Raw genomic sequence first — 24,786 nt, 5'->3', positions numbered from 1 at the left:
AAATGGCGGAGCCGGCCCGGGGACAGGGCCGGCTCCTAAAACCCGGTCGTTGGGGACGGGGAGGGTGGGGACTCGACCGGGTTTTCTCCCTAAGCACGTCGCATGAGGGCGACGCCCTTAACTTGTTCATGCATGCCGTCGCCCCAAATTCCCCCACGGGGCGGCATGCATTGGCGCCTTAGCGGACGCTGGCGACCGCGTCCTCGCGGCCGTCATTGATCGTCACCCAAACGCCCGAATTCTCTGTCGATTGGCGCTTGAGATAGGTGTAGGGGGTGTCGGTCCAGGCCATCACCTTGGGCTGCAGATTGTCGAGGATGAACTCGCCGAGGCTGGTGCGCACGGTGAGCACCGCGTGGCCGTCGCCATTCGGCTGGCGCGCCACCGTCATCAGCAGGGCGCCGGCAGGCACGCCGATGTCCATCAGCTCGCGGCGCTTTTCCAGCGCATAGTCCTCGCAGTCGCCAAAGCCGCTGTCGGGGTAGGACCAGACCTCTTCCTTGCCCCACATTTCCATGTCGGTGCGCGGCGTGATCCTGGTGTTGACCGAATTGTTGATGTTGACGATCGCTGCCCACAGCTTGCGCGTCAGTTCGATCGGCGCCTGCTTCGGCGTGCGTTCGGTGCATTCCTGCGAAAGCTTCTGGCAGAATTCATAATGGCCGACCGGCTGCGTGGTGCGGCCGCCGGTGTGCATGAAGGCCGGTCCCGCATATGCCGTTCCCCAAGCGGAAAGCTGCATCGCTATTGCCATGAGCAATAGCTTGCCCCTCGTCTTTTTCATTGCTTAGTCTCCCCGTTCGAGGAGACCATCCCACAGTCGGATTTATTTGACGCAAAAACCCGAAGTAGACATTGAGTAAAACCCCAATAGAATAAGCATAAAATTTGAATTAGCTTGATCTAAAATTTTGACGGCCTTCTTAAGCACGGCATTTCGCCGAACGGCCGTTGTTCCTTGACGAGCTCAGGCGGGTGCGGGGCAGGCGCGAAACAAAAAACCGGCCGCTATGGGGCCGGTTCCGTTTCTGGTCGCGCGCCGTTCGTCAGGCGCGCGGCGTGTTGAATTCGGAATCCAGTGTTTCCGGCCGCTGGATGACGGCGAATTCGACGGCGACGCCATCCTCGAAATGACGCACCACCTGGCCGCGCATCGTGCCCAGCATGATCTGGACGCCGATCGCCGGCTTGACGTCGATCTCGACCGCCGCGCCCGAGAGCGACAGGTCGATGATGCGGCACTGGTACTGGCGCCCGTCGGTGAGCTGAAGCACGCTCATCGGGTTGCGCGGCGCGACGCGTTCGTGGCGGCGGTCTTCCGGCAGGTCGAGCTCGTGCTTGTTGGCAAGCCAGGTCAACTGCGCTGCAAGCTTGTCCTTCTTGCGGTCCGAGGCGATGACCGTCATCGCGAAGCCGTCCTGCGAGGTGCGCGTCACGATGCCCTCGACGCGGCCGATGTGGTCGATATAGGCGATGACCTTCTCGCCCGGCATGCCGACCCGCTCGGTCCGCAGCGCCACATTGCCCGGCGACATGTCGATCACCTGGCACGGGTGCTCGGTGCGGTCCTCCAGCATGAAGCGCCCATAGATCTTGACCCGGACGCGCTGAAAGTTACGCCTTTCGGCGCGGGACGGCGCGTAGTCGACCGCCGTTGACCTCATGACTGCCTACACCCCGTTGGCATTCCGCGCGTCGATGCGAGGAATTTCACCCGCAAAACTACAGCAAAGCAGGTTAACAAAGGGGAAAAGCCGAGCCCTTTGCGCTCGATCCAGAGACGGATTCGGCTATTCGCCGCGCCCACCCTCGAACACGACCAGATGACGGATGCGACGTGCGCGGCCGAGCGCCGAAAACGTTTCTGGCGGGTCGAATTCGGACGGAACAAGCGAGGGAACGTTGATCGCCGGCCGGTTCTTCAGGAACATCGGCTCCTTGTCCGGATCGACGACGCGGATCGAATCGATCAGCGCGTCGGTGATCGGATCGGCGCCGAGCCAGAATGGTCTTTCGGCGGCGCTGATGACGCCGAGGCAGCGCGGATTCTCGACGCCGCCGTCGAGCGGCAGCGCAAGCAGCTCGAACTTGTTGGAACGGCCGTTGCGGCTGAAGCCCTCATAGGTGATGAGCACCACGGACTTCTGCTCGAAGACGCCGTGGACCAGCCGCGAGACGAGCCGTTGGTCCTTCTCGCGCCACAGCGAGGGGAAGGAAAACCCCTTGAGCTCGCGGCCATAGCCGGCGCAAAGCCTCGTCCCGGCCAGCCGGAACACGGCTTCGCCGCGCGTATCCCTTTCCAGGATGAACGTGTCGGCTAAAAGCGACTTGATGTCGGCGGGCTCCACTTCCGAACGCTTCGGGGCGGGGCGCCCATCACGCAGCTGGTTCCAATATTGGAACAGCGTGATCGATCCGATCTGGTTCATTGTGTGCTCTTTCGCGCAATCTGTCTTTTCATGTCCCATCGGCGAACAGACAGGGCGCCCTCCGATGACTACATGCGTTGCGGAGCAGGATGCGTGCCAGCATCGTTAACACTTGTTCACGGGTCGGGGACGTTAAGGTTAACAAGTGGTTTACGTTGCCGCCGAACCCTGCCTGTGGCACACCAAAACCACTCCAGAAGCGGTCGTTTCGCGACGATCGGCAGCACTTCAGTCAAGAGTTTCAGGGGAGCAGGGGGCTCGACCGGCCGTTCAAGGGGGGACCTTGGACGGCTTCTTTTTTGATTCGCGCATGCAGCGATTCGCGGCACGCGCGGGCGGGAAGCTCTCCAGCGGCCGCAACAGCCAGACGCCTCGAGCGCAGGCTCGTAGCGCGATCCCCGGACAGCGTGACTGGCAACAGCAACATTTGCCAATCGCACGCTTGGAAAGAGAAAAATCTGCGTTCCGGGCGGCTCCGCCGCCGCTGTACCTTTCGCGAATTCGCACATCGAGGCGCGACGGCGGCGATCCCGCGGTCCGGAGACGTGCCTTGTCGGCGTATTCACGGGGAATTTCTCATGAAGACTTCCATTCTAGGACTATTCGCCGCCGGCCTGCTCGCTTGCGCCGTGCCCGTCGGTGCGGCGTCCGCTGCGGGGATCGCCGGTGCTCCGGCGCCCTTCGACAAGGGCGGCGTAAAGGTGGCGCTCGTCACCTTCATCTCGGCCGGCGATTTCTTCCAGGCCTATCAGGCCGGCGCGACGAAACAGGCGAAAGCGCTCGACATCGACCTGCAGATCTTTTCCGGCCGGCAGGACGCCGCCGCGCAGCGCGATCAGATCGAACAGGCGATCAATCTCGGCGTGCAGGCCATCATCATCGACCACGGCCAGCCCGAGGCGCTGAAGGACGTTGCGCAAAAGGCGCTCGATGCCGGCATCAAGGTCGTCGCCTTCGACGTCAATCTCGACAATCCCAAAATCCCGCAGGTCGAACAGTCCGATCACGAGCTTGCCAAGGCGGCGCTCGGCCAGGCGTTCAAGGACAACGGCACGTCGTTCCAGGCGGGCTACGTCTATGTCGCCGGCTTCGCGCCGCTCGACCGGCGCAACGAGATCTGGGACGAGACCAAGAAGGCCAATGCCGGCATTGTCGAGAAGGCGCGCTGGGGAACGGTCAACGACACGACCGCGGTGTCGACCGCCGATCAGACCAAGGCGGCCTTCCAGGCCAATCCCAATATCAGCGTCGTCTTCGCTCCCTATGACGAGTTCGCGCGCGGCGTGAAACTGGCCACCGACGAACTCGGCATCTCCGGCAAGGTGAAGATCTACTCGGCCGACGTGTCTACAGCCGACATCACGGAGATCACCGCGGAAGGAAGCCCGTGGGTCGCCACCGCCGCCACCAATCCGGCTGTCGTCGGCGCGGTTTCGGTGCGGGCCGCGGCCAAGCTGATCGCGGGTGAGGATCCGGGCCACAGCATCGTCGTCAAGCCGGTGCTGCTGACGCAGGAGGAACTGCGCAAGAACGGCATCAAGACGGTCGAGGACCTCGACGCCAAGCTTCCCGCCTTCGGCCAGAGCGACGCGGCCGCCGCCAACTGGATTCCAACCAACTGATCTTCGCTTCTCCTCTCCCTCGCTTGCCGCGCGGGAGAGGAGAAATTGCCCGAAGGCTTGGGCAACCCTGTGCGTCTAGCCGCCGCTGATGGCCGTCAGGACAAAAACCTCGGTGCCGGGCGCTAACCTGGTTTCCAGGGTTGCCCTTTCACCATCGAGAAAGACGTTCATGTGGCGGCGGATCGCGGGGCGGGAATCGCAGATACGGTCGCGCATGCCGGGCCAGCGCGCGTCCAGCCCGTCAATCATTTCCTTCACGGTGGAGGCCGGCAGTTCGACCCGGCGCGGCGCGCCAGGAAACAGGTCGATGAGCACGCCCGGGAGCCGCGCGACGACCAGGGGCACATTGCGGGCGGTGGCGTTCGACATTTGCGTTACTCGCTCACCACCATCGCCTCGACGGACAGGATCGCGGGCAGATGCTGAGCGATCTCCGACCAGTTTTCGCCTTCATCGGCACTGGCGAAAAGCGAGCCGCCGCTGGTGCCGAAATAGACGCCGGCCGGCTCGAGGCTGTCGGTCGCCATAGCCTGCCGCAACACGCCCGCATAGCAGTTCTCCTGCGGCAGGCCCTTGCGCTCGTCCAACCAGGTGGCGCCCGCATCTTCGGTCTTCCAGACCGCCGCCTTCGCGTCCGGCACGTAGCGGCCGGCACTGTCGCCGTTGAGCGGCAGAAGGAACAGCGTGTCGGCGTCGCGCGGATGCGTGGCCGCGGGAAATCCGAACGTCGAAGGAAGGCCCTTCTCGATGCTCTGCCAGCTCTTGCCGCCGTCATCGGAGCGGTACATGCCGCAATGGTTCTGCTGGTAGAGCCGATCGGGCTTGCCGGGCGCCATCACCAGGCAGTGCACGCACTGGCCGAACTCTGGATAGTTTTGTCCTTCGGGCAGGAAGTCGGCGCGTGTGCCGCGGTTGCGTGGCTCCCACGTCTTGCCGCCGTCCCAGGTGTAGAACACGCCCGCTGACGAGATGCCCACCCAGATCTGCTCCTCGTCCCTGGGGTGCGTGACGATGGAATGGAGGATGAGGCCGGCGCCGCCCGGGTTCCAGTCCTTGCGGCTTGGGTGACGCTGCAGGCCCTCGATGTGGCTCCAGGTGACGCCGTCGTCATCGGAGCGAAACAGGCCGGCCGGCTGCACGCCGGCATAGAGGCTGCCGTTGCGCCTTGCGAGGCTCCACACCGCCTTGATCGGTTCCTCGCCGGCATCATAGGCCAAGCCCTCGCTGGAATGCTTCCAGGTCTCGCCAAGGTCGTCCGACTTCCAGACCGCCGGCCCGAACCACTCATTGCCGCCGGCGCCGTAGATCGCGCCGGTCTTAGGGTCGCCGACGACATGGTTCATCGGCCAGTGCTCGCAGAACGGACCACGCAGCTTCCAAGACCCGCGCTTGCCGTCGCTCTCGGCGATGAAGGCGCCTTTTTTCGTGCCGATCAGGACCAGGACTTTTTCCGGCATTTTTCTCCTCCCGTTCGCATAGCTACCATCAAGGACGGCGGAGCGCGGGCCTAGCCGACAGGATCAGAGAATTTTTTGCAGTCTAAACCCGTCGAGGCCAAGCTGAGAAGATATGCCGCCGCAATTACGGACGAAAACCGCAAACACACTTTTCCTGGAATTGCTCTCAGCGCTTCTTTCCGAGGCCGAAGGTCGCCGCCAGCGCGCCGACCAGCACGACGCCCTTGACGAAATCCTGCGTGTAGTAGGGCGCGTTCAGCATGGTGAGGCCGTTCAAGAGCACGCCGACGAAGATCGCGCCGACGACCGTGCCGATCACATGCGGGCGGCGCTTGTCGAGCACGGCATAGCCGATCAGTGAGGCCGCGACGGCGTCTAGCAGCAGCGAGTTGCCGGCCGAGACGTCGCCGCGGCCGACGCGCGAGGCAACGATCAGGCCGCCGAGCGATGCCAGCGTGCCCGAAATGACATAGGCGGAGAGGCGGTACGCCTTGGTCGGCGCGCCGGAGAGGTGCGCGGCCGTCTCGTTGCCGCCGATGGCATAGAAGACGCGCCCCCAGCGCGTGCGCTCCATCAGGAACCAGGCGACGAGGGCGACGAGCGCCATCGCCACGACGGACAGCGGAACGAGGTCGAGGAGCCGCGAGCGTCCGAGGATCAGGAAGGCAGGATCGAAGGTGCCGGGCACCGTCGAGCCGTCGGGAAGCACCATGCCGGCGGTGATCGAGCGGCCGCCGGTCGGGATCAGCTGCAGGCCGGTCAGCAGGAACATGGTCGCCAGCGTCGCGAGAAGATCCGGCACGCCGACGCGGACGATCAGCAGCCCGTTGGCGAGGCCGATCAGAGCGCCCATCAGCAGGACAAGCGCCATCGTTTCGGCGGCATCCATCTGCCACACGACCATGGCGTAGCTTGCCGCCATCACCGAGGAGGCGGCGACGCTGCCGACCGAGAGATCGAAGCCATCCGCCGCCATGGTGATCGACACGCCGACGCCGAGGATCGCGACCACCGAAACCGCCTGCAGGATCGAGAACAGATTGGCCGAGCGGATGAAGGCGGGCTGCACATACCAGAAGCCGATGACCATCAGGGCAAGCAGCGCGAAGAGCGCGTATCGGCGGATCTCGCGCAGAAGCGAGGGACGCGGGGCGGCTTGCGTTGTCGTCAATTCGGTCATCTCGGGTCTCCGGCGGTCTCCTCGCCCTCGACCCTGTCGATCCGGTCGCTGAGCGGGCCATGGCCGTCTTCGGCCGCATGAAGGGAATGGTTGCGCATGACGAGGATGCGGTCGGCGACTTCCAGCGCCTCCTCGGTGTCGCTGGTCGCGATCAGCGTGGCCGAGCCGCTCTGGCTGCCGCGGATGGCGGCGATCAGGTCGGCGCGAGCGCCGACATCGACGCCCTGGAACGGCTCGTCGAGCAGGAGCAGCCGACAAGGCGCCGCCTGCCAGCGGGCGAGCACGACCTTCTGCTGGTTGCCGCCGGAAAGCTCGTCGAGCGTGTCGTCCGGACCGCGCGCCTTGATGCCGAGCCGTGCGATCGCTTCGGCGGCGACCTTGCGCTCGCGCTTGGTCCTGAGCAGGCCGCCCGGAAACCAGCGTTTCAGATGCGGCAGGGCGATGGTGCCGGCGATGGAGGCGCCGGGAACTTCCGGAGGCAGCAGCGAGGATTGCCAGCGATCCTCAGCGACCATGAACACGCCGTTCTCGATCGACTGTCCTGGCCCGCTCGAAAGCCAGGGTTTCCCATCAAGCCCGAAAGTGCCTTCGGCAAGGGTTGCAAGGCCGAAAAGGGCGCGCAGCAGCCGGCTCTTGCCGGAGCCAAGCGTGCCGGTGATGGCGACGACCTCGCCTGAGCGGAGTTCGAGGTCGAAAGGTGCGGCGCCCGCGACCAGCCTGGCGCCCTTGACCGACAGGACCACGGGTGCGGTCGACGCCTCGCCACGATGGGTGGCGGCCTCCAGCGGCCGGCCGATCATGGCGGCAACCGCCGCCGGGAAGTCGATCGGCCTGGCAAAAGCGCCGACGATGCGGCCACCGCGCATGACGACGGCGCGATCGGCGATCGCCGCGAGGTCGCCGAGCCGGTGTGAAATGTAGAGGACCGCCATGCCGCTGTCGCGCAACCGCCTGACGACGGCGAACAGCCGCTCGGCTTCGGTGGCCGACAGGCTCGATGTCGGCTCGTCGAGGATCAGCAAGGAGGCGCTCGCCGCGACGGCGCGGGCGATGGCGATCAACTGCCGTTCGGCTGGGCGCAAATCGACGAAGTCGCGGTCGAGCGGCAGGTCGAGATCGATCAGCGCCGCGATCTCCCGCGCGCGCTTGCGGATTGACCTGTTCGAGACCAGAAAACGCCCGCCCGGGCTGCAGAGCTCGTCGAGCGCCAGATTCTCGGCGACCGTCAACCCGGCAGCCCCTGCCTGGTCTGTTGCTTGATGCACCGTCGCGATGCCGGCGGCCTTGGCGGCGCTGGGCGAGGCGAAGGTGATCGCCTTGCCGTCTAGCGTGATCGTGCCCGCATCCGGCGTGTGCGAACCCGACAGGATCTTCACCAAGGTCGATTTGCCGGCGCCGTTGGCGCCCATCAGCGCCACGACCTCGCCGGAGGCGACGGCAAGGTCGGCGCCGGCGAGCGCACGCGTCGGGCCGAAGGATTTCTCGATGCCGGCAACGGAGACGGCGATGGCGGAGGCGGCTTGTGGCAAGGTGCGTTGGCTTCGGCTGGTGGGCTGCGTTGGGTGGGGCGGCGGGTGACGCTTGTCACCCCTCATATTCCAAGATCGCTGGTCCGGCATTGTGGTCTGGCGAATAGACGACGCCGTTGGCGTCGACGAACGTCGGTCGACTGGATCACCTGCGGCCGGTTCGGGCGCTTGTCGACCATGCAGGCAGGCGCCGCCGGGACCAGCGCGCCGGTTTCCATCGGCGTGTAGGGGTCGGATATGTCGAACACGCGCATGCCGGCATTCTGATAGGTGGCCCCTTTGAAAATCGGCCGCATTCTAGGAAGGGGTCTTGTTGCTTCCGAGAACGCGCGTTGCGAGTTTCGCGAACGCCAGAGCATTTCCGCTTCGTTTCCTTTCGGTTCGTAGCAATTGAAAGCGAGGCTGCGCCGGGTGCCGTGGAGGAACAGAAGTGTTTCAACCTGGGCGCCCTTGCTCTAAAGCTCGCCAATCGAATCCCTGGACCCGTTGTGAATGAGCGAACCGGTTAGCCCTTCGGAAATCGAACAGACGGATGACGCGCCCGAGCCGCGCCGCGAACCGATATTCAATCTGCCGCCGGTGGTGCTGGCGGTGATCGGCATCTGCGTCGTCGTCCACCTGATCCGCGTTTACGCGCTCACCGACGATCAGGATTTCGCCCTGCTGGTGCGGGCAGCGTTCATCCCGGTGCGCTATTCCGGCCGCTACGATCTCGATGTCTATGCTTTCACCAGCCCCTTCACCTATGCCTTCCTGCATGGCGGGCTCGCGCATCTCGTGATCAACATGGTGTGGCTGGCCGCTTTCGGCTCGCCGTTGGCGAACCGCTACGGCGCGCTTCGCTTCGCGCTGTTCTTCGGGGCGACCGGGCTTGCGGCGGTTGCGTTGTTCTTTGCCTTGCATCCGCTCGAGCAGACGCCGCTGGTCGGCGCGTCGGGGGCGATCTCGGGCATGATGGGAGCGGCCGCGCGCTACGGCTTCCGTGTCGATCGCTCGTCCGGCCATGCGGCCTTCGCCGGAGCGCCGCTGCCGATCGGCGCGGTGCTGCGCTCGCGCGGCGTCATGACTTTTCTTGGCGTCTGGATGGTCATCAACCTCGTCACCGGACTTGTCGGCTTTGCTCCCGGCATCGACGGCCAGATCGCCTGGGAGGCCCATATTGGCGGCTTCGTCGCCGGCTTTTTCGGGGTGCGCGTTTTCGACCGCCGCGACCGGACGCCCTGAGCGATCCCTGCTGCGGGCCAAGACGTGAGGTTTCCGAGCGCCATTCTTGCTCCGATTGCATCCCTTCGAAGCCTATTTATTGGAATCTCTCCATCATTCTAATGCTTTGGAACGTTGGCTTACCACCACTTTACACCTTTTCGTCATCTTGCATCGCGCTCCGCCACACGCATACATTGTGGAAAGGAAGCTAGGACGATGTCCAAATCCAACAATCTCGGGAAAGCCGAGGCCGCCATCGCAGGCGATGTTGGCCCCGATACGCAGGCCAAGGATCCTGCGAGCCCTTTGTTCAGCAAGAAACTCTATCAGCAGTGCGCCCTGGTCGCCGGAGCAAGCGGCGGGATTGGCAGATGCATTTCCTTGGCCCTGGCAATGGCTGGGGCGCGTTTATGTCTAGTGGGTCGAGACGAAAGTCGACTAAATTGCACAGCCGATCTCTGCAGGCCGTTTGGGCAACAAGTCAATATCAGGATATGCGATCTAACTGATGAAACAGCGATCAAACAATTGTGTCGTTGTATTGATCGGGCATTCGGCCGCCTTGACATACTGGTTCACTGCGCTGGAATCATAAGTCACGGAAAATTGGAAGAGGCCGCTGCGAAGCAGATCGATTTGCAATATGCCGCCAATGTGCGTGGGCCTCTGGTCCTTACACAGAAAGCGCTGCCTCTCCTTAGACGACCCAGAGGTCAAATTGTCTTCATCAACTCAAGCGCGGGGCTGACTTGCGCAGCAGGACGAGGCCATTTCGCGGCTACCCAACATGCGCTCAAATCCATTGCCGACACCCTCAGGCAGGAGGTCAATGGGGACGATGTGCGCGTTCTCAGCGTATTTCCGGGCCGCACAGCGACGACCAGAACCGAAAATTTATGTGTGAACGAGGGACGAGCTTTCGAGCCAGATCTGCTACTCCAACCGGAGGATGTCGCCGCAATCGTGATTGATTCACTTACGCTCCCGTGGACCGCCGAGGTAACGGAGATCAGCATTCGGCCGATGAAGAAATCCTACTGAGATAGCGATCCGTCGGACTGCCGCGACGCGGCAGGCCAGACAGGCCGCGCCGCACTTGAAATGCAAACAATCACGGCGCACCATGTTCACCGGAACGTGAATGCCGGTCAGGGCAGGAACCGGCAGCAAAAGCTGAGGAGGACGCCATGACTGTTAAGGCAATTCTCGAGAAGAAGGGCCATGACGTGTTGACGCTCGGGCCGAACGAAAAGCTGAGCGAGGCCATTCGCATCCTGACCGAACACAGGATCGGCGCGCTGGTCATCACCAATGGCGACCACAAGATCGTCGGCATCCTCTCCGAGCGCGATATCGTGCGCGTGCTGGCCAAGGAAGGTGCTGCGGCGCTCGATATTGCGGTGCGTTCGGCGATGACGCCGAAGGTGAAGATCTGCAACGAGAACCACACCGTCAACGAGGTGATGGAGATCATGACCAAGGGCCGCTTCCGCCATCTGCCGGTGGAAAAGGACGGCCTGCTCTATGGCATCGTGTCGATCGGCGACGTCGTCAAGCGTCGCATCGAGGATGTCGAGCGCGAGGCCGAGGAGATCAGGGCCTATATCGCCACCGCCTAGCGGACGCACAGACGATCCGCCGGCCGCTGCCGGTCGGCGGAAGTTGAGGCGCGAACGCCTCTATCTGTTGTCGAGTTCGGCGCGTACGAGTTCGAGCCCGCGCCGGGTGATGCGGTAGGGGCCGCCGCCCGACGAGGACACCGCCTTCTTCCGTCTCAGTTTTCGAAAGAGCTCGAGATCGACGCCTGGGTAGCGCCAGCCGTCGCGGGTCAGGCATTGGACCGAAGCGATCTTCTTACTGGCATTCTTTTCCATTTCGATGCGCCCGCCCTGCGCGAGCAGGTGCAGGATGCGCTGTTCAATGCGCGAAATGTCCATCTGGAGAATTCCCGGGAAAACAACAAAAGCCGCCGCCGCGGGATTTCGCGGCACGGGGTTTCAGGTTTTGTCGCCCTGCCTCGCTACGAGGTCAGGGCCTTACCGGGACTGAGCGTAAGTGGACATCCACTCTCCATTGGATGGACGTCCTATAAGCGAAGGCGGCCGAAAAGGCCAGCATGCGGGCTTTGCGCTTGTCTGATGGAGCGGATTGCACTAGCGAAGGCCAACACCCAAATTCGCGAAAATCGCAAATCTCGCGAGCCAGAAGCGCAGGCCACCATGAGCATCATCGATACCCGCACGCCCGACGCAAAACGCCTGATCCCCGGCGCCACCGGCGACTGGGAAGTCATCATCGGCCTCGAAGTGCATGCCCAGGTCACCTCGGAGGCCAAGCTGTTCTCCGGGGCGGCGACCTCTTTCGGCGCGGCGCCCAATGCCAATGTCAGCCTGGTCGACGCGGCGATGCCCGGCATGCTGCCCGTCATCAATGAGGAATGCGTCAAGCAGGCAATCCGCACCGGCCTCGGCCTGAAGGCCGAGATCAATCACAAGTCGGTCTTCGACCGGAAGAACTATTTCTATCCGGACCTGCCGCAGGGCTACCAGATTTCGCAGTTCAAGCAGCCGATCGTCGGTGAGGGCAAGGTCATCGTCTCGGTTGGCCCGGACCGGCAGGGCGAGTTCGAGGACATCGAGGTCGGCATCGAGCGGCTGCATCTGGAGCAGGATGCCGGCAAGTCGATGCACGACCAGCATCCGACCATGTCCTATGTCGATCTCAACCGTTCCGGCGTGGCGCTGATGGAGATCGTCTCCAAGCCCGACATGCGCTCGGCCGACGAGGCCAAGGCCTATGTGACCAAGTTGCGCACCATCGTGCGTTATCTCGGCACCTGCGACGGCAACATGGACGAAGGCTCGCTGCGCGCCGACGTCAACGTCTCGGTGCGCAAGCCGGGCGGCGACTTCGGCACGCGCTGCGAGATCAAGAACGTCAACTCGATCCGCTTCATCGGCCAGGCCATCGAATACGAGGCGCGCCGACAGATCGCCGTCCTCGAGGATGGCGGCAAGATCGATCAGGAAACGCGGCTGTTCGACCCCAACAAGGGCGAGACGCGTTCGATGCGCTCCAAGGAAGAGGCGCATGACTACCGCTATTTCCCCGACCCGGATCTTCTGCCACTTGTATTCGACCAGGCCTATGTCGACGCGCTGGCCAAGGACCTGCCGGAACTGCCGGACGACAAGAAGGCAAGGCTGATAGCGGCGCTCGGCCTGTCGACCTACGACGCCTCGATCCTGGTGTCGGAAAAGCCGATCGCCGACTATTTCGAGAAGGTGGCTGCCGGGCGCGATGGCAAACTCGCCGCCAACTGGGTCATCAACGATCTGCTCGGCGCCCTCAACAAGGCCGGCAAAGACATCGAAAACGCTCCGGTTTCGCCCGAGCAGCTCGGCGCCGTCCTCGACCTGATCAAGGAAGGCACGATCTCCGGCAAGATCGCCAAGGACCTGTTCGAGATCGTCTGGAACGAGGGCGGCGATCCGCGCGCGCTCGTCGAAAGCCGCGGCATGAAGCAGGTCACCGACACCGGCGCCATCGAGAAGGCGGTGGATGAGGTGATCGCCGCCAATCCGGACAAGGTTGAGCAGGCGCGCGCCAAGCCGACCATGGCCGGCTGGTTCGTCGGCCAGGTGATGAAGGCGACCGGCGGCAAGGCCAATCCGCAGGCCGTCAACGACCTGGTCAAGGCCAAGCTCGGCATCGAATAAAGCGATGTTCGTCCGTACCGCCAGCGAGCGCGATCTTGTTGCGATCCGCGCGCTGCTGGTCGAGACGTGGCACGCGACCTATGACGCCATCTATGGCGTCGAAAGGGTGACGGCGATCACCGACGACTGGCATTCGATCGCCTCGCTGAAGGCGCGGCTGACGCGGCCGAACTCCGAATTCCTGGTCGCCGACGACGGCAAGCGGCTCGGCGGCATGGCTTTCGCCGCCGCCACCACCGACCCGAAGATTGTCCTCCTGCACCAGCTCTATGTGCACCCGGCCTGCCAGCGGCAAGGGATCGGCACGGCCTTGCTCGACGAGATCGAGGTCAGCTTTCCGGAGGCGAACAAGCTGCGCCTCGAAGTGGAAGAGGTCAACGCGGCGGCAATCGCCTTCTACCGATCGCAAGGCTTTGCGTCCGCCGGCAAAACCGCCGATTGCGGCGGCGGATCAGGGCTGCCGGCACTTATCCTGGAGAAGGCGCTCGGATAGTCACCGCGGGGGCAGCGCCGCGGGCGAAAGGTATGACCGGGCGCCTCAGGGCGGCTACATGCTGGCAGGGATTTCCAAGTTGTCGATCAGCCTGGTCGTGCCGAGCCAGGCGGCGGCGAGCAAGCGGCCTTCCCGATCGCGTCGCCAGGGAGCGAGTGTCAGGCTTTCGCGCGCGGCGACATAGTCCACCTTCTGGAAGCCTGCCTCGATGAGCGCCTGCCGGGCCTCGGCGGTCGCGCCGGCTTCGTCGGCGCCGGCTGCGAGCGCGGCCGCCGTCCGACGCAGAACCACGTTGAGCTGGCGCGCCACCGCAAGGCCTTTCTCGTCGAGATAGGCGTTGCGCGAGGACATGGCGAGGCCATGCGCGTCGCGGACCGTCGGCGCGCCGATGATGTCGACGGGCAGGTCGAGATCGCGGCAAAGCTGTCTGACGACGCAAAGCTGCTGATAGTCCTTCTCGCCGAAGATGGCACGGTCGGGAGCCGCCTGCAGGAAGAGCTTGGCCACGACGGTGGCGACACCGTCGAAGAAGCTCGGCCTGAACTCCGATTCCAGGCCGGAGGAGGGGCCGCCGACGGAAATCCTGGTGGCGAAGCCGGCCGGGTACATCTCCGCGACGCCTGGCGTGAAGGCGAGATGCGCTCCGGCTTCGGCCAGCCGGTCGAGGTCGCGGGCAAGTTGGCGCGGATATTTGTCGAGGTCTTCCGTCGGCGCGAACTGCGCCGGATTGACGAAGATCGAGACGACGCAGCGCTCGGCGCTTGCAAGCGCCATCCTGACCAGCGAGATGTGGCCGTCATGCAGCGCGCCCATGGTCGGCACCATGGCGATGCCGAGGCCCTCGCGCCGCCAGTCGCGGATTTGCTCGCGAAGGGCGGAAACCGTTTCGACGACGATCGGTCGGCTCATACGTTGTCCTTATCGGGTGTGGCGGCAAAGACGTGGTCCGGGCCGGGAAAAGTGCGGTCGCGCACCTCCGCCGCGAAGCGGGCGGCGGCGTCCGAGACGACATCGCGCAGGTGGGCATATTCCTTGACGAATTTCGGCACGCGGTCGACGGTCAGGCCGACCATGTCGTCGGTGACCAGGATCTGGCCGTCGCAATCGGGGCTGGCGCCGATGCCGATGGTGGGAATGGCGATGGCGCGGGTAAGGTCAGCCGCGACGCTTTCAACCGTGCCCTCGATGACGACGGAAAAGGCGCCGGCCTTTTCCACCGCTTCGGCGTCGCGGAACAGGGTCGCGACATTGTCCTCGGTCCGGCCCTTGATCTTGTAGCCGCCGTCCTTCTCCACCGATTGCGGCTGCAGGCCGATATGGCCCATGACCGGGATGCCGCCGGCCACGATCGCGGCGATCTGCCGGGCCATGTCGACGCCGCCCTCCAGCTTGACCGCCTGGCAGCCCGTTTCCTCGACGATCCGCCGCGCCGAAGCGACGGCCTCAGCCGCCGAAGTCTCATAGCTGCCGGCCGGCATGTCGACGACCACGCAAGCCCTGGTGGAGCCGCGCATCACGGCCTGCCCGTGCGCGATCATCATCTCCAGCGATGCGCCGAGCGTGGTCGTGTGGCCGTGCAGCACCATGGCGACGCTGTCGCCGACCAAGAGCAGGTCGACGTGAGGATCAAGCAGGCGGGCGACGGGATAGGTATAGGCGGTCAGGCTGACGATCGGCACGCCGCCCTTGCGACGGCGAATGTCGTCGGCGCTGATCCGGCCACTGGCGGGCGGGTCTTGGACCAATCTTCACCTCCCTCAGCCGGCACCGACCAGGCGCCCGTTGGCGGGCGAGCAGAGCTTTAGAAATATGGGAACTGCTTGGCAAGCATGGCTGCGACCGCCCGCGCCGCTGTATCGATTTAGCGCACGAACCATTTACATTGCGGCCACGGCAAAACCCTTGCCTTCGCGGTTACCTGACGCCATAAGCAGGATAAAGGCGCTGCCGCTGCCGCCGCGAGGACTTGGATGAAAACTTTCCTTACGCAGTTTTTCACCTGGTGGAACAGCCAGACGCTGGGAACGCGCTTCCACACCTGGCGCCACGGCAGGAAGGTCGGCCAGGACGAAGCCGGCAACGTCTATTACGAGGGCGGCATCGATTCGGAAGGCCGCACCCGTCGCTGGGTCATCTACCGTGACTACTCGGAAGCCTCGAAGATCCCGCCGGGCTGGCACGGCTGGATCCATCACCGTGTCGACGTGGCGCCGCCGAGCGATGACTACCGGCCGCGCGAATGGCAGAAACCGCACCAGGCGAACCTCACCGGCAGCCCCGCCGCCTACCGTCCGAAGGGCTCGGTGCTCACCAACCAGCATCGCCCGCAGGTGACCGGCGACTATGACGCCTGGACGCCCGGTTCGTAATCCACGGTCAAGGTGCTGATCGGTCCTTTGTCGCCACAATTGACGTTTAGCTGCTTGCTGATCTGAAAACGGCGACTAGCCTTGGCGTGAAAGAATCACCCGGGCGCAACCACCGGTATCCTCGCATGAGCATCTTTAGCCGAATCTCGATGGGCGCCGTGGCGGCGGCAGCAGCCGCTCTCGCCCTCTGCACGGTGACGTTTGCAGCCGCGCAGACACAGGCGGCGCCGGTGGCTGCCGACCGCATCACCAATCCGGTGGCCGAGTTCGCGGGCATTGACAAGATCACCGGCCGCATCATCACCTTCGATGTCTATATCGACGAGACGGTGCAGTTCGGCGCCCTGCAGGTGACGCCGCGCATCTGCTATTCGCGGCCGGAGACCGAGGAACCGAAGACTGATTCCTTCGTCGAGGTCGACGAGATCACGCTCGATCGCAAGATCCGCCGCATCTTCACCGGCTGGATGTTCGCCGAGAGCCCCGGCCTCAACGCCGTCGAGCATGCGGTCTATGACGTCTGGCTGAAGGGCTGCAAGCAGAAGTCGGACGTGCCGCCGCCCGAGGCCGCCAAGACCGGTGCGTCACAGGTCGATACGTCCAAGCCGAAGGCCGCCGCCGCTCCGGCTGCGACCGAGCCGGATAGCGGCGAGGCCAACTGATCCAACAGCAGATTCGGGGAACCGCTTCGTTCGCCACACGTTGGCAAAGAGCGATTGCGCACTGTTGCGCATGGAGGATCTTGCGATGTCAGCAACCAAGCACATGACGGCCAGCAAGAAGGAATTGCTTGACCTCGAAAGGGGATTCTGGACCGGCGATGCGGCCTACTATGCGGCCAACGCCGATGCCGAATGCCTCGTGGCCTTTCCGGAGATGGCGCATGCGATCAGCAATGCCGATCTGGCTAAAACCGCCAGCAAGCCACGTCGCTGGCGCGATCTCGACATCGACCTAAAGGGCATGGTGGAACCCGGCAGCGACATTGTCATGCTGACCTACGAGGCGCACGCGACGCGCGAGAATGGCGAAATCTACAGCGCGCTGGTCAGCACCGGCTACGTGCATCGCACCAATGGCTGGAAGATGATGTTCCATGCGCAAACGCCGATAGAGGCTTCAGCAAAAGGCTGATCGCTACGGCTTCATGGCGAGAAGATGGCCTCGCCCTTCAAGGCCTCGGCCAGCATCTTCTCATATTGGCCGCGCGGCACGTCGACGGCGCCGAAGCGCTTGAGGTGCTCGGTGGTGAACTGGGTGTCCAGCAGCGCGAAGCCGCGCGCCTTCAACCGCTCGACCAGGTGATAGAGACAGGTCTTGGACGCGTCCGTTTCCTTGGCGAACATGCTTTCGCCGAAGAACACGCGGCCGAGCGAGACGCCGTAGAGGCCGCCGACCAGCCGTTCCTCGCGCCAGGCCTCGACCGAATGGCAATGGCCGAGCCGATAGAGATCGACATAGGCCTCGCGGATCGGCGCGTTGATCCAGGTCGAGCGGCGTTCCTCTCGCCTTTCGGCGCAGCCGTCGATCGTCGCCTCGAAATCGAAATCGTAGCGGATCTCGAACGGGTGCTTGCGGATCGTCTTCTTCAGGCTGCGCGGCGTATGAAAGCCGTCCAGCGGTATGATCCCGCGCGTTTCCGGCCGCACCCAGAACACTTCCGGATCGCTGGCACTTTCGGCCATCGGGAAGACGCCCGACGCATAGGCCTTCAGCAACAGGTCGGTCGGGATGCGATAGCCGGGCGCATAGGGACGGGTCATCGCGGCATTATAACTGCAAGCTCAGCGGCTATTCCTCTTTAGCCAGATATTTTTCCAGCCAGTGGATGTCGTAGTCGCCATTGGCGATGTCGGGGTTGCCGACCAGGTCGCGGAACAGCGGCAGCGTCGTCTTTATGCCGTCGACGACGAATTCGTCCAGCGCCCGGCGCAGCCGCATCATGCATTCGACGCGGTTGCGGCCATGCACGATCAGCTTGCCGATCAGGCTGTCGTAGTAGGGCGGGATCTTGTAGCCGGAATAGACGCCGGAATCGACGCGGATGCCGAGCCCGCCAGGCGTGTGGAAATGGGTGATGGTGCCCGGCGAGGGCGTGAAGGTGCGCGGGTCCTCGGCATTGATACGGCATTCGATGGCGTGGCCGTTGAACTTGATGTCCTCCTGCCGGACCGAGAGACCGCCGCCGGAGGCGACACGGATCTGCTCGTGCACGAGGTCGATGCCGGTGATCGCCTCCGTCACCGGATGCTCGACCTGCAGGCGGGTGTTCATTTCGATGAAATAGAACTCGCCGTCCTCATAGAGGAATTCGATGGTGCCGGCGCCGGAATAGCCGAGATCGGCGACGGCCTTGGCGCAGATGCCGCCGATGCGCGCGCGTTCCTCGGCGTTGAGCGCGGGCGAATTCGCCTCTTCCCAGACCTTCTGGTGGCGGCGTTGCAACGAGCAGTCGCGCTCGCCGAAATGGACGCCGCGGCCGGCGCCATCGCCGAACACCTGCAATTCGATGTGGCGCGGCTTCTCCAGGTATTTTTCGATATAGACGGCGTCGTCGCCGAAGGCGGCGCCGGCTTCCGACTTTGCCGTCTGCAGGGCGATCTCGAGGTCGGCCTCGCTGCGCGCCACCTTCATGCCGCGCCCGCCGCCGCCGGCCGAAGCCTTGATGATGACGGGGTAGCCGATCTCGGCGGCGACGCGCTTGGCTTCCTTCTCTTCGCTGATCGCGCCGTCGGAGCCGGGAACGACCGGAATGCCCAGGCGCTTTGCGGTACGCTTGGCCTCGATCTTGTCGCCCATGATGCGGATGTGGTCGCCGGTCGGGCCGATGAAGGTGATGTTGTGGGCGGCGAGGATGTCGGCGAACTTGGCGTTCTCCGACAGGAAGCCGTAGCCCGGATGCACCGCGTCGGCGCCGGTGATCTCGCAGGCGGCGACGATCTGGTGGATGTTGAGATAGCTGTCGCGTGACGGGGGCGGGCCGATGCAAACGCTCTCGTCGGCCAGCCTGACATGCATGGCGTCGGCGTCGGCCGTCGAATGCACCACCACGGTCTGGATACCGAGCTCCTTGCAGGCGCGCAGCACCCTGAGGGCGATTTCGCCGCGATTGGCGATGAGGATCTTCTGGAACATTCCCGGCTCTACTCGATGACGACGAGAGGCATGCCGTATTCGACCGGCTGGGCGTCCTCGAACAGGATCGCGGTCACCGTGCCGGCGCGCGGCGAGGGGATCTGGTTCATCGTCTTCATCGCCTCGATGATCAGCAGCGTCTGGCCCTCCTTGACCTTCTGGCCGATCTCGATGAACGGCTTGGCGTCGGGCGAGGGCGCCAGGTAGGCGGTGCCGACCATTGGCGAGGGCACCGCGTTTTTCGACTGGTCGGCGGCCGGCGCCGCGGCGGCCGCCGCCGCGGACTGCGCCGGGGCTGCCGCCGGCGCATAGGCGGCCGCGGGAGCCGCCACCGCGTGCACTGTCTGCGCCTGCCGCGACACGCGCACCTTCAGGTCACCGAGCTCGACCTCGATCTCGGTGAGGTTGGTGTCGTTCAGTATGCCCGCCAGATCGCGGATCAGCTGCTGGTCAACACCGGTCTTCTTTATAGACATTTTCGAGCCTTCTGTTTGTTGGCCGGTCACAGGCGTGCCGCCAGCGCCTGCAGCGCAAGCGTGTAGCCGAGCGGCCCGAACCCGCAGATCATGCCGACGGCGACCGGCGCGACCATGGAGACGTGGCGGAACGGTTCCCGCGCATGGATGTTGGAGAGATGGACTTCGGCGACGGGCAGCGGCGCGACAGCGCGGATGGCGTCGTGAATGGCAATCGAGGTGTGGCTGTAGGCGCCCGGATTGATGACTATGCCAGCAGCCTTGTCGCCGGCTTCGTGGATCCAGTCGACGAGGTCGCCCTCATGGTTCGACTGACGGAAATCGATCTCCAGCCCAAGGTCGGCGCCTGCCTTCTTGCAGTCGTCGGCGATGGCGGCAAGCGTCTTGCCGCCATAGATGCCGGGCTCCCGCTTGCCGAGCGCGTTCAGGTTGGGACCGTTCAGGACGAAAACCGTTTTCAAGAATGCCGACCTTTCCCGGCGCCGGCCCCAAGCCGGCGCACTGGGCCTCTATAATGGGCATAGACGCCCGCGAAAAGAGCGCAAGTGCGTTCTTTCGCTGTCCACAACAGGCGGAAAACCGCCTGCCGCAAGGGCCCGACTGGGGTCAGAGCGCGGCCTTCGCCGCCTCGATCTTTTCGGTCAGGACGTTCTTTCCGAGGGCGCCGAACACCACCTCGTTGCCGACCACATAGGAGGGGGTGCCGGTGATCGACAGCTTGGTGGCAAGATCATAGGTGCGGGCCAGCGCCTCGTTGATGCTGGGATCCTTCATTTTCTCGCGCAGCTTGGCCTCGTCGGCGCCAAGCGAGACCGCGGTCTTGATGGCGATCGACTCGGTGGCGCGGCCCTGGCCGCCGAGCAGCGCGGTGTGGAAAGCGCCATACTTCTCCGGCATCATCAGGTGGAAGGCCATGGAGACGACGCTGGCCTTCTGCGAATCCGGGCTGAGGATCGGGAATTCCTTGAGCACGAAGCGCAGGTCAGGGTCGGCCTTGGTCAGCGCCTGCATGTCCTCGATGGCGCGTTTGCAGAAGCCGCAATTGTAATCGTAGAACTCGACGATGGTGACCTTGCCGTTCGGGTTGCCGACGATGCCGTCGAAGGTGGAGTTGAAGATCTCGTCCTTGGCGTTCTTGATGACGCCGAGGGCGGCAATGCGCTGCTCTTCCTTCTGCTTGGCCTCGAGCGCGTCCTGGACCTCGAGCAGCACTTCCGGGTTCTTCAGCAGATAGTCGCGGATAATGCCTTCCACTTCCTTGCGGTCGATTTTGGTGTCCGGGGACGCGGCCTCGGCGACTTGCGCCGTATCGGCCTTTGCCACCTGCGGATTTCCGGCGGCGAAGCCGACCGCCAGCATGGCGAGGGCCGCCACCGCCCCCGTCGTGCCAAGCAGGATTGCCTTGTTCATGATCCTCGATCCCTTTTTTGCCTGTTGCGGTCGCTTCAGTCGCCTGGCGCGGCCGGAAGGTTCACTTGGTTTTGCCCGAAGGCGCGTAGTTTATGATATCCTGGGCGCGAAGCCAGCCCGGCTCGCCACGCTTCATCTTCTGCTGCGCGCGCATGGCGAAGATCTTGGCGTTCCTGTAGTCGCCGGAATAGAAATGGCCTTCGGCGGTGGCGAGATCGGCCGCCGGAATCTCGCCGAGCTCACCATAGGCCTGCGCCAGGTAACGGTAGCCGGCGGCATTTTCCTTGTCGCGTCCGAGACCGTTGCTGATCTGCGCGGCCGCCTTCTTGAGCGATTCCGGGGTGCCGATCGCCATCAATGCCTGGCCAAGCGAGACCGGCAGCAGTCCCGATTTCGCCGGATCGAGGCTGACCGCCTTGGCGTAGGCGTCAGCGGCGTCCTTCGGCTTGTTCGCCTTCATCAGTATGTCGCCGCGCAACTCCTGGAAGTAAGGGTTCTTCGGCTGTTCCTTGATCAAGGCGGCGGTCTTGGCGAGCGCGGCATTGAGGTTGCCGTACAAATAGGCGATCTGCGCATCGCCATAACGCGAGGCAAGGCTGCCCGGGTTCTTGCGCATCAGACGCGAGGCGGCCGCCTGTCCCTGCATGTAGACGGCGATCTTGATGCGCATCATGTCATGCCGCTGCTGCAGCGCCGGCGGATCGAGCTTGTTGACGTAGGGGCTTTGCTTGACCAGCGTTTCGAGGTTGGCGATGCGCTCCTGCGGCATCGGATGGCTGATGCGGTAAGGATCGACCTGGGTGCCGGACAGCGACAAGGCGCTCTGGAAGCGGGAGAAGGTCTTCAACATGCCCATGCCGGACTGGCCGGTGGCGTTGAGATAGGTGATCGCCGAGCGGTCGGCGGTCGTCTCCTCGGTGCGCTGATAGGCGAGGATGCTGCGCTGCGCCATCTCGCCGCCACCCGCCGCGACACCCATGCCGGCGCCGGCGAGGCCCCGGCTGTTGGTGGTGGCGCCGGCCACGATGGCGCCGGCGCCGAGCAGCGTGGCGATGATCGCCATCGTCTTGGCGCGCTCCAGCTGGTCGCGCAGCTTCTGCTGGTGGCCGCCGGCGATATGGCCGGCTTCATGGGCCATGACGCCGATGATCTCGTTGGGCGTTTCCGCCGTCATCAGCGCGCCGGTGTTGATGAACATGCGGCGCCCGGTAACGAAGGCATTGAAGCTCGGATCGTTGACCAGCACGATGTCGATGCCGTCATTGGCAAGGCCCGCCGCCTTGAAGATCGGCCGCGCGTAGTCGCGAACCAGCGCCTCGATCTCGGCGTCGCGCACGATAGGCACGTTTTGCGCAAACGCGCTGACCGAGCCGGAGATCGCGACGGCGGCGGCAAGCAAAAGCGAGACGAAGCCGCGCGCGGTTCCTGCAATGGTCGATCTGGCAGTGGTCGATCTGGGTCGGCTCAACATGACAGGTCCACTGGTAGACGAGCGGGCGAAGGATGAAAAGTCGGCACCGAAAACTTCCTGCGCTTGTGATCCCCACATCAATCGGGCATTTGTGCGGCGCGGCCAGGGCGGATCCTGGCGTGTTGGATTTGAAAATGGTTGTTTCGCTTTCGCGCCGTGGCGAGGTCGAGCCGTTCCACGCCATGGACATCCTGGCCGAGGCCAACCGGCTGAAGGCGACCGGCGTGCCGGTGGTTTCGATGGCGGTCGGCCAGCCGTCTGACCCGGCACCTTCAGGTGTGCGGCAGGCCGCCGCCGCGGCCTTGAAGGTCGGCCGTATCGGCTACACCGATGCGCTGGGCCTGGCGGACCTGCGCCAGGCGATCGCCGGGCATTATGGCGAACATTACGGCCTCGATGTCCCGGCCAGCCGAATCGCGGTCACCACAGGGTCGTCCGCGGCCTTCAACCTGGCTTTCCTGGCGATGTTCGACCCGGGCGACCGCGTCGCCATCGCCGCGCCCGGCTATCCGGCCTATCGCAACATCATGGCCGCGCTGGGCATCGAGATCGTCGAGGTCGAGCTTGGCGGCGATGCCTATCTTCATGCCGAGCATCTGAGAACCGCGCACCGCGAAAGGGCGCTGAAGGGGGTGCTGTTCGCCAGTCCGGCCAATCCGACCGGCGCCGTAATCCCGGCCGACGAGCTCGCCGCGCTGGTTTCGACGGCGGAAGAACTCGGCATCGCCGTTATTTCCGACGAGATCTATCACCGGCTCGCCTATGCCGCGCCGGACACGACGGCGCTCGCCTACGGTTCGGGCGTGACGGTGATCAATTCCTTCTCGAAATACTATTGCATGACCGGCTGGCGCATCGGCTGGATGGTGCTGCCGGAAGCGCTGGTGCGCCCGGTCGAGCGCGTCGCCCAGAGCCTCTATATATCGCCGCCGGAACTGTCGCAGATCGCCGCGATCGAGGCGTTCAAGGCGACACAGGAGCTGGAAGCGGTGAAGGCACGCTACGCCTGGAACCGCGAGCTGTTGATGAAGCGCCTGCCGGAACTGGGCTTCGCGCTTGCCGCACCGATGGACGGCGCCTTCTACGCCTTCTGCGACGTCACAAGGCACACCAATGACAGCATGGCCTTCGCGCGTCGCATGCTTGCCGAGGCGCATGTGGCGGCAACGCCCGGCCGCGACTTCGATCCGCTTCAAGGCCATCGCACAATGCGCCTTTCCTACGCCGGCAGCCACGACGACATGGTCGAGGCGATGGCGCGCATCGAGCGCTGGCTGAAATAGCGGGGACGTCATGCCGGAACTCGAACAGGCGCTCGCCGAAGTCGCCGCCGAAATGGCCGAGCGCACTGACCGTGGCGACGTCGCCACCTACATCCCGCAGCTTGGCAAGGTCGACCCGAGGAAGTTCGGCATCGCGGCGGCCACCAATGACGGCCGCGTGCTGCTTGCCGGCGACGCCGAAGAAGCCTTCTCCATCCAGAGTATTTCCAAGGTGTTCACGCTGACGCTGGCGCTCGGCAATGTCGGCGATGCGCTGTGGCAGCGTGTCGGACGTGAGCCGTCGGGCAATCCGTTCAACTCGATCGTTCAGCTCGAGCATGAGAACGGCATTCCGCGCAATCCGTTCATCAATGCCGGCGCCATCGTCGTCTCGGACATATTGCTGGCCGGCCACCAGCCGCGCGAGGCGATCGGCGAAATCCTGCGCTTCATCCAGTTCCTGGCCGACGACGAGACGATCATCATCGACCGCGAGGTCGCGGCCTCCGAACGCGCCACCGGCTACCGCAACTTCGCGCTTGCCAACTACATGAAATCCTTCGGCAATCTCCACCATGCGCCGGAACTGGCGCTGGGCGTCTATTTCCATCACTGCGCCATTGCCATGAGCTGCCGGCAACTGGCGATGGCCGGTCGCTTCCTGGCCAATGGCGGCAAGAACCCGGCAACCGGACATTCGGTGGTGTCGGCCGAGCGGGCGCGCCGCATCGGCGCGATGATGCTGACCTGCGGCCACTATGACGGCTCCGGCGATTTCGCCTTTCGCGTCGGCATCCCCGGCAAGAGCGGCGTCGGCGGCGGCATATTGGGGATCGTGCCGGGCGTCGCATCGCTCGCCGTCTGGTCGCCGGGCCTCAATGCCAACGGCAATTCCAAGCTGGGCTCGATCGCGCTGGAGAAGCTGGCGAGGATGATGAACTGGTCAATCTTCGCGCCTTAGCGCCGACGGATCCTAGCGCCCAGAAGATCCTGGCGCCCAAACAAAAATCCCGCGTCGTGCACGACGC

The 24,786-nt window shown here is 64.2% G+C and carries 28 protein-coding genes; 11 read left to right on the top strand and 17 right to left on the bottom strand.

What is annotated here, in order from left to right:
- Positions 1 to 178: 178 nt before the first annotated feature.
- The 3 genes from EN846_RS18215 to EN846_RS18205 all read right to left on the bottom strand — a co-directional run bounded on the left by EN846_RS18215 (position 179) and on the right by EN846_RS18205 (position 2,429).
- Positions 179 to 784 carry a transglutaminase-like cysteine peptidase gene (locus EN846_RS18215; RefSeq protein WP_135858401.1) on the bottom strand — a complete coding sequence of 202 codons (606 nt, stop codon included), beginning with the start codon at positions 782 to 784 and terminating at the stop codon, positions 179 to 181.
- A 262-nt stretch (positions 785 to 1,046) separates the two neighbouring features.
- On the bottom strand, positions 1,047 to 1,664 hold the full coding sequence (locus tag EN846_RS18210) for a PilZ domain-containing protein (RefSeq protein WP_127286334.1): 618 nt from the start codon (positions 1,662 to 1,664) through the stop codon (positions 1,047 to 1,049).
- A gap of 126 nt (positions 1,665 to 1,790) precedes the next feature.
- Positions 1,791 to 2,429, bottom strand: a complete 639-nt coding sequence (locus tag EN846_RS18205; protein ID WP_127394237.1) for a PAS domain-containing protein — start codon at positions 2,427 to 2,429, stop codon at positions 1,791 to 1,793.
- Between the two features lie 578 nt (positions 2,430 to 3,007).
- Between EN846_RS18205 and EN846_RS18200 the strand changes: the two genes are divergently transcribed.
- Complete coding sequence (locus EN846_RS18200) at positions 3,008 to 4,051, top strand: substrate-binding domain-containing protein (RefSeq protein WP_127394228.1); 1,044 nt, start codon at positions 3,008 to 3,010, stop codon at positions 4,049 to 4,051.
- 75 nt (positions 4,052 to 4,126) lie between these two features.
- Here the strand turns inward: EN846_RS18200 and EN846_RS18195 are convergent, their stop codons facing one another.
- The 5 genes from EN846_RS18195 to EN846_RS18175 all read right to left on the bottom strand — a co-directional run bounded on the left by EN846_RS18195 (position 4,127) and on the right by EN846_RS18175 (position 8,471).
- Entirely contained in the window at positions 4,127 to 4,420 is a 294-nt protein-coding gene (locus tag EN846_RS18195; protein ID WP_127286331.1) for a MoaD/ThiS family protein, read from the bottom strand.
- Between the two features lie 5 nt (positions 4,421 to 4,425).
- Positions 4,426 to 5,508, bottom strand: coding sequence for an exo-alpha-sialidase (locus tag EN846_RS18190; RefSeq protein WP_128347081.1), 1,083 nt, complete (start codon positions 5,506 to 5,508; stop codon positions 4,426 to 4,428).
- 166 nt (positions 5,509 to 5,674) lie between these two features.
- Positions 5,675 to 6,688 (bottom strand): ABC transporter permease, encoded by a 1,014-nt coding sequence (locus tag EN846_RS18185; protein ID WP_127394001.1) that lies wholly within the window; start codon positions 6,686 to 6,688, stop codon positions 5,675 to 5,677.
- The gene (locus tag EN846_RS18180; protein WP_187331297.1) at positions 6,685 to 8,217 is read right to left on the bottom strand and encodes a sugar ABC transporter ATP-binding protein; all 1,533 of its coding nucleotides are present in this window, start codon (positions 8,215 to 8,217) and stop codon (positions 6,685 to 6,687) included. Before EN846_RS18180 ends, EN846_RS18185 begins: the two co-directional genes overlap by 4 nt.
- A 62-nt stretch (positions 8,218 to 8,279) precedes the next feature.
- Positions 8,280 to 8,471, bottom strand: coding sequence for a hypothetical protein (locus EN846_RS18175; protein WP_320254650.1), 192 nt, complete (start codon positions 8,469 to 8,471; stop codon positions 8,280 to 8,282).
- A gap of 238 nt (positions 8,472 to 8,709) precedes the next feature.
- Here EN846_RS18175 and EN846_RS18170 point away from each other — a divergent pair, with 238 nt between their 5' ends.
- The 3 genes from EN846_RS18170 to EN846_RS18160 all read left to right on the top strand — a co-directional run bounded on the left by EN846_RS18170 (position 8,710) and on the right by EN846_RS18160 (position 11,042).
- Entirely contained in the window at positions 8,710 to 9,441 is a 732-nt protein-coding gene (locus tag EN846_RS18170) for a rhomboid family intramembrane serine protease (RefSeq protein WP_127393669.1), read from the top strand.
- 198 nt (positions 9,442 to 9,639) lie between these two features.
- Complete coding sequence (locus EN846_RS18165; protein WP_127286791.1) at positions 9,640 to 10,464, top strand: SDR family NAD(P)-dependent oxidoreductase; 825 nt, start codon at positions 9,640 to 9,642, stop codon at positions 10,462 to 10,464.
- Between the two features lie 146 nt (positions 10,465 to 10,610).
- Positions 10,611 to 11,042 carry a CBS domain-containing protein gene (locus tag EN846_RS18160; protein ID WP_126054363.1) on the top strand — a complete coding sequence of 144 codons (432 nt, stop codon included), beginning with the start codon at positions 10,611 to 10,613 and terminating at the stop codon, positions 11,040 to 11,042.
- 60 nt (positions 11,043 to 11,102) lie between these two features.
- Here EN846_RS18160 and EN846_RS18155 read toward each other — a convergent pair whose 3' ends face one another.
- Positions 11,103 to 11,360 carry a YjhX family toxin gene (locus EN846_RS18155; RefSeq protein ID WP_127286790.1) on the bottom strand — a complete coding sequence of 86 codons (258 nt, stop codon included), beginning with the start codon at positions 11,358 to 11,360 and terminating at the stop codon, positions 11,103 to 11,105.
- 282 nt (positions 11,361 to 11,642) lie between these two features.
- Here EN846_RS18155 and gatB point away from each other — a divergent pair, with 282 nt between their 5' ends.
- Both gatB and EN846_RS18140 read left to right on the top strand, forming a co-directional pair.
- A complete protein-coding gene (gatB, locus tag EN846_RS18145; RefSeq protein WP_127286789.1) occupies positions 11,643 to 13,142 on the top strand; it encodes an Asp-tRNA(Asn)/Glu-tRNA(Gln) amidotransferase subunit GatB in 1,500 nt (499 codons plus the stop codon).
- A gap of 4 nt (positions 13,143 to 13,146) precedes the next feature.
- On the top strand, positions 13,147 to 13,635 hold the full coding sequence (locus EN846_RS18140) for a GNAT family N-acetyltransferase (protein ID WP_128346591.1): 489 nt from the start codon (positions 13,147 to 13,149) through the stop codon (positions 13,633 to 13,635).
- 54 nt (positions 13,636 to 13,689) lie between these two features.
- Here EN846_RS18140 and panC read toward each other — a convergent pair whose 3' ends face one another.
- Positions 13,690 to 14,544, bottom strand: coding sequence for a pantoate--beta-alanine ligase (gene panC / locus EN846_RS18135; RefSeq protein WP_127287309.1), 855 nt, complete (start codon positions 14,542 to 14,544; stop codon positions 13,690 to 13,692).
- Positions 14,541 to 15,380 carry a 3-methyl-2-oxobutanoate hydroxymethyltransferase gene (gene panB / locus EN846_RS18130; protein ID WP_127392476.1) on the bottom strand — a complete coding sequence of 280 codons (840 nt, stop codon included), beginning with the start codon at positions 15,378 to 15,380 and terminating at the stop codon, positions 14,541 to 14,543. The genes panC and panB overlap by 4 nt, the downstream gene beginning before the upstream one ends.
- A gap of 225 nt (positions 15,381 to 15,605) precedes the next feature.
- Here panB and EN846_RS18125 point away from each other — a divergent pair, with 225 nt between their 5' ends.
- From EN846_RS18125 to EN846_RS18115, 3 genes are all read left to right on the top strand, one after another.
- Positions 15,606 to 16,004 (top strand): NADH:ubiquinone oxidoreductase subunit NDUFA12, encoded by a 399-nt coding sequence (locus EN846_RS18125; RefSeq protein ID WP_127287276.1) that lies wholly within the window; start codon positions 15,606 to 15,608, stop codon positions 16,002 to 16,004.
- Positions 16,005 to 16,129: 125 nt separating this feature from the next.
- Positions 16,130 to 16,666 carry a DUF2155 domain-containing protein gene (locus tag EN846_RS18120; RefSeq protein WP_127287275.1) on the top strand — a complete coding sequence of 179 codons (537 nt, stop codon included), beginning with the start codon at positions 16,130 to 16,132 and terminating at the stop codon, positions 16,664 to 16,666.
- 85 nt (positions 16,667 to 16,751) lie between these two features.
- A complete protein-coding gene (locus EN846_RS18115; protein ID WP_127287277.1) occupies positions 16,752 to 17,138 on the top strand; it encodes a hypothetical protein in 387 nt (128 codons plus the stop codon).
- Positions 17,139 to 17,149: 11 nt separating this feature from the next.
- Here EN846_RS18115 and aat read toward each other — a convergent pair whose 3' ends face one another.
- The 6 genes from aat to EN846_RS18085 all read right to left on the bottom strand — a co-directional run bounded on the left by aat (position 17,150) and on the right by EN846_RS18085 (position 22,496).
- Complete coding sequence (gene aat / locus EN846_RS18110) at positions 17,150 to 17,767, bottom strand: leucyl/phenylalanyl-tRNA--protein transferase (protein WP_127287274.1); 618 nt, start codon at positions 17,765 to 17,767, stop codon at positions 17,150 to 17,152.
- Positions 17,768 to 17,795: 28 nt separating this feature from the next.
- A complete protein-coding gene (accC, locus tag EN846_RS18105) occupies positions 17,796 to 19,139 on the bottom strand; it encodes an acetyl-CoA carboxylase biotin carboxylase subunit (protein ID WP_127392477.1) in 1,344 nt (447 codons plus the stop codon).
- A gap of 8 nt (positions 19,140 to 19,147) precedes the next feature.
- Complete coding sequence (accB, locus tag EN846_RS18100; RefSeq protein WP_127286058.1) at positions 19,148 to 19,615, bottom strand: acetyl-CoA carboxylase biotin carboxyl carrier protein; 468 nt, start codon at positions 19,613 to 19,615, stop codon at positions 19,148 to 19,150.
- Between the two features lie 26 nt (positions 19,616 to 19,641).
- Positions 19,642 to 20,076 (bottom strand): type II 3-dehydroquinate dehydratase, encoded by a 435-nt coding sequence (gene aroQ / locus EN846_RS18095; RefSeq protein WP_127310732.1) that lies wholly within the window; start codon positions 20,074 to 20,076, stop codon positions 19,642 to 19,644.
- Positions 20,077 to 20,221: 145 nt separating this feature from the next.
- Positions 20,222 to 21,025 (bottom strand): DsbA family protein, encoded by an 804-nt coding sequence (locus EN846_RS18090; RefSeq protein WP_127392479.1) that lies wholly within the window; start codon positions 21,023 to 21,025, stop codon positions 20,222 to 20,224.
- A gap of 61 nt (positions 21,026 to 21,086) precedes the next feature.
- Positions 21,087 to 22,496 (bottom strand): M48 family metalloprotease, encoded by a 1,410-nt coding sequence (locus EN846_RS18085; protein ID WP_127392480.1) that lies wholly within the window; start codon positions 22,494 to 22,496, stop codon positions 21,087 to 21,089.
- Between the two features lie 134 nt (positions 22,497 to 22,630).
- Between EN846_RS18085 and EN846_RS18080 the strand changes: the two genes are divergently transcribed.
- Entirely contained in the window at positions 22,631 to 23,779 is a 1,149-nt protein-coding gene (locus EN846_RS18080) for an aminotransferase class I/II-fold pyridoxal phosphate-dependent enzyme (protein WP_127392481.1), read from the top strand.
- 10 nt (positions 23,780 to 23,789) lie between these two features.
- Positions 23,790 to 24,719, top strand: a complete 930-nt coding sequence (locus EN846_RS18075; RefSeq protein ID WP_127392482.1) for a glutaminase — start codon at positions 23,790 to 23,792, stop codon at positions 24,717 to 24,719.
- Positions 24,720 to 24,786 lie beyond the last annotated feature (67 nt).

Source organism: Mesorhizobium sp. M4B.F.Ca.ET.203.01.1.1, from assembly GCF_004791025.1.
GTDB lineage: Bacteria > Pseudomonadota > Alphaproteobacteria > Rhizobiales > Rhizobiaceae > Mesorhizobium > Mesorhizobium abyssinicae.
This window is presented reverse-complemented; position numbering and strand designations above follow the sequence as displayed.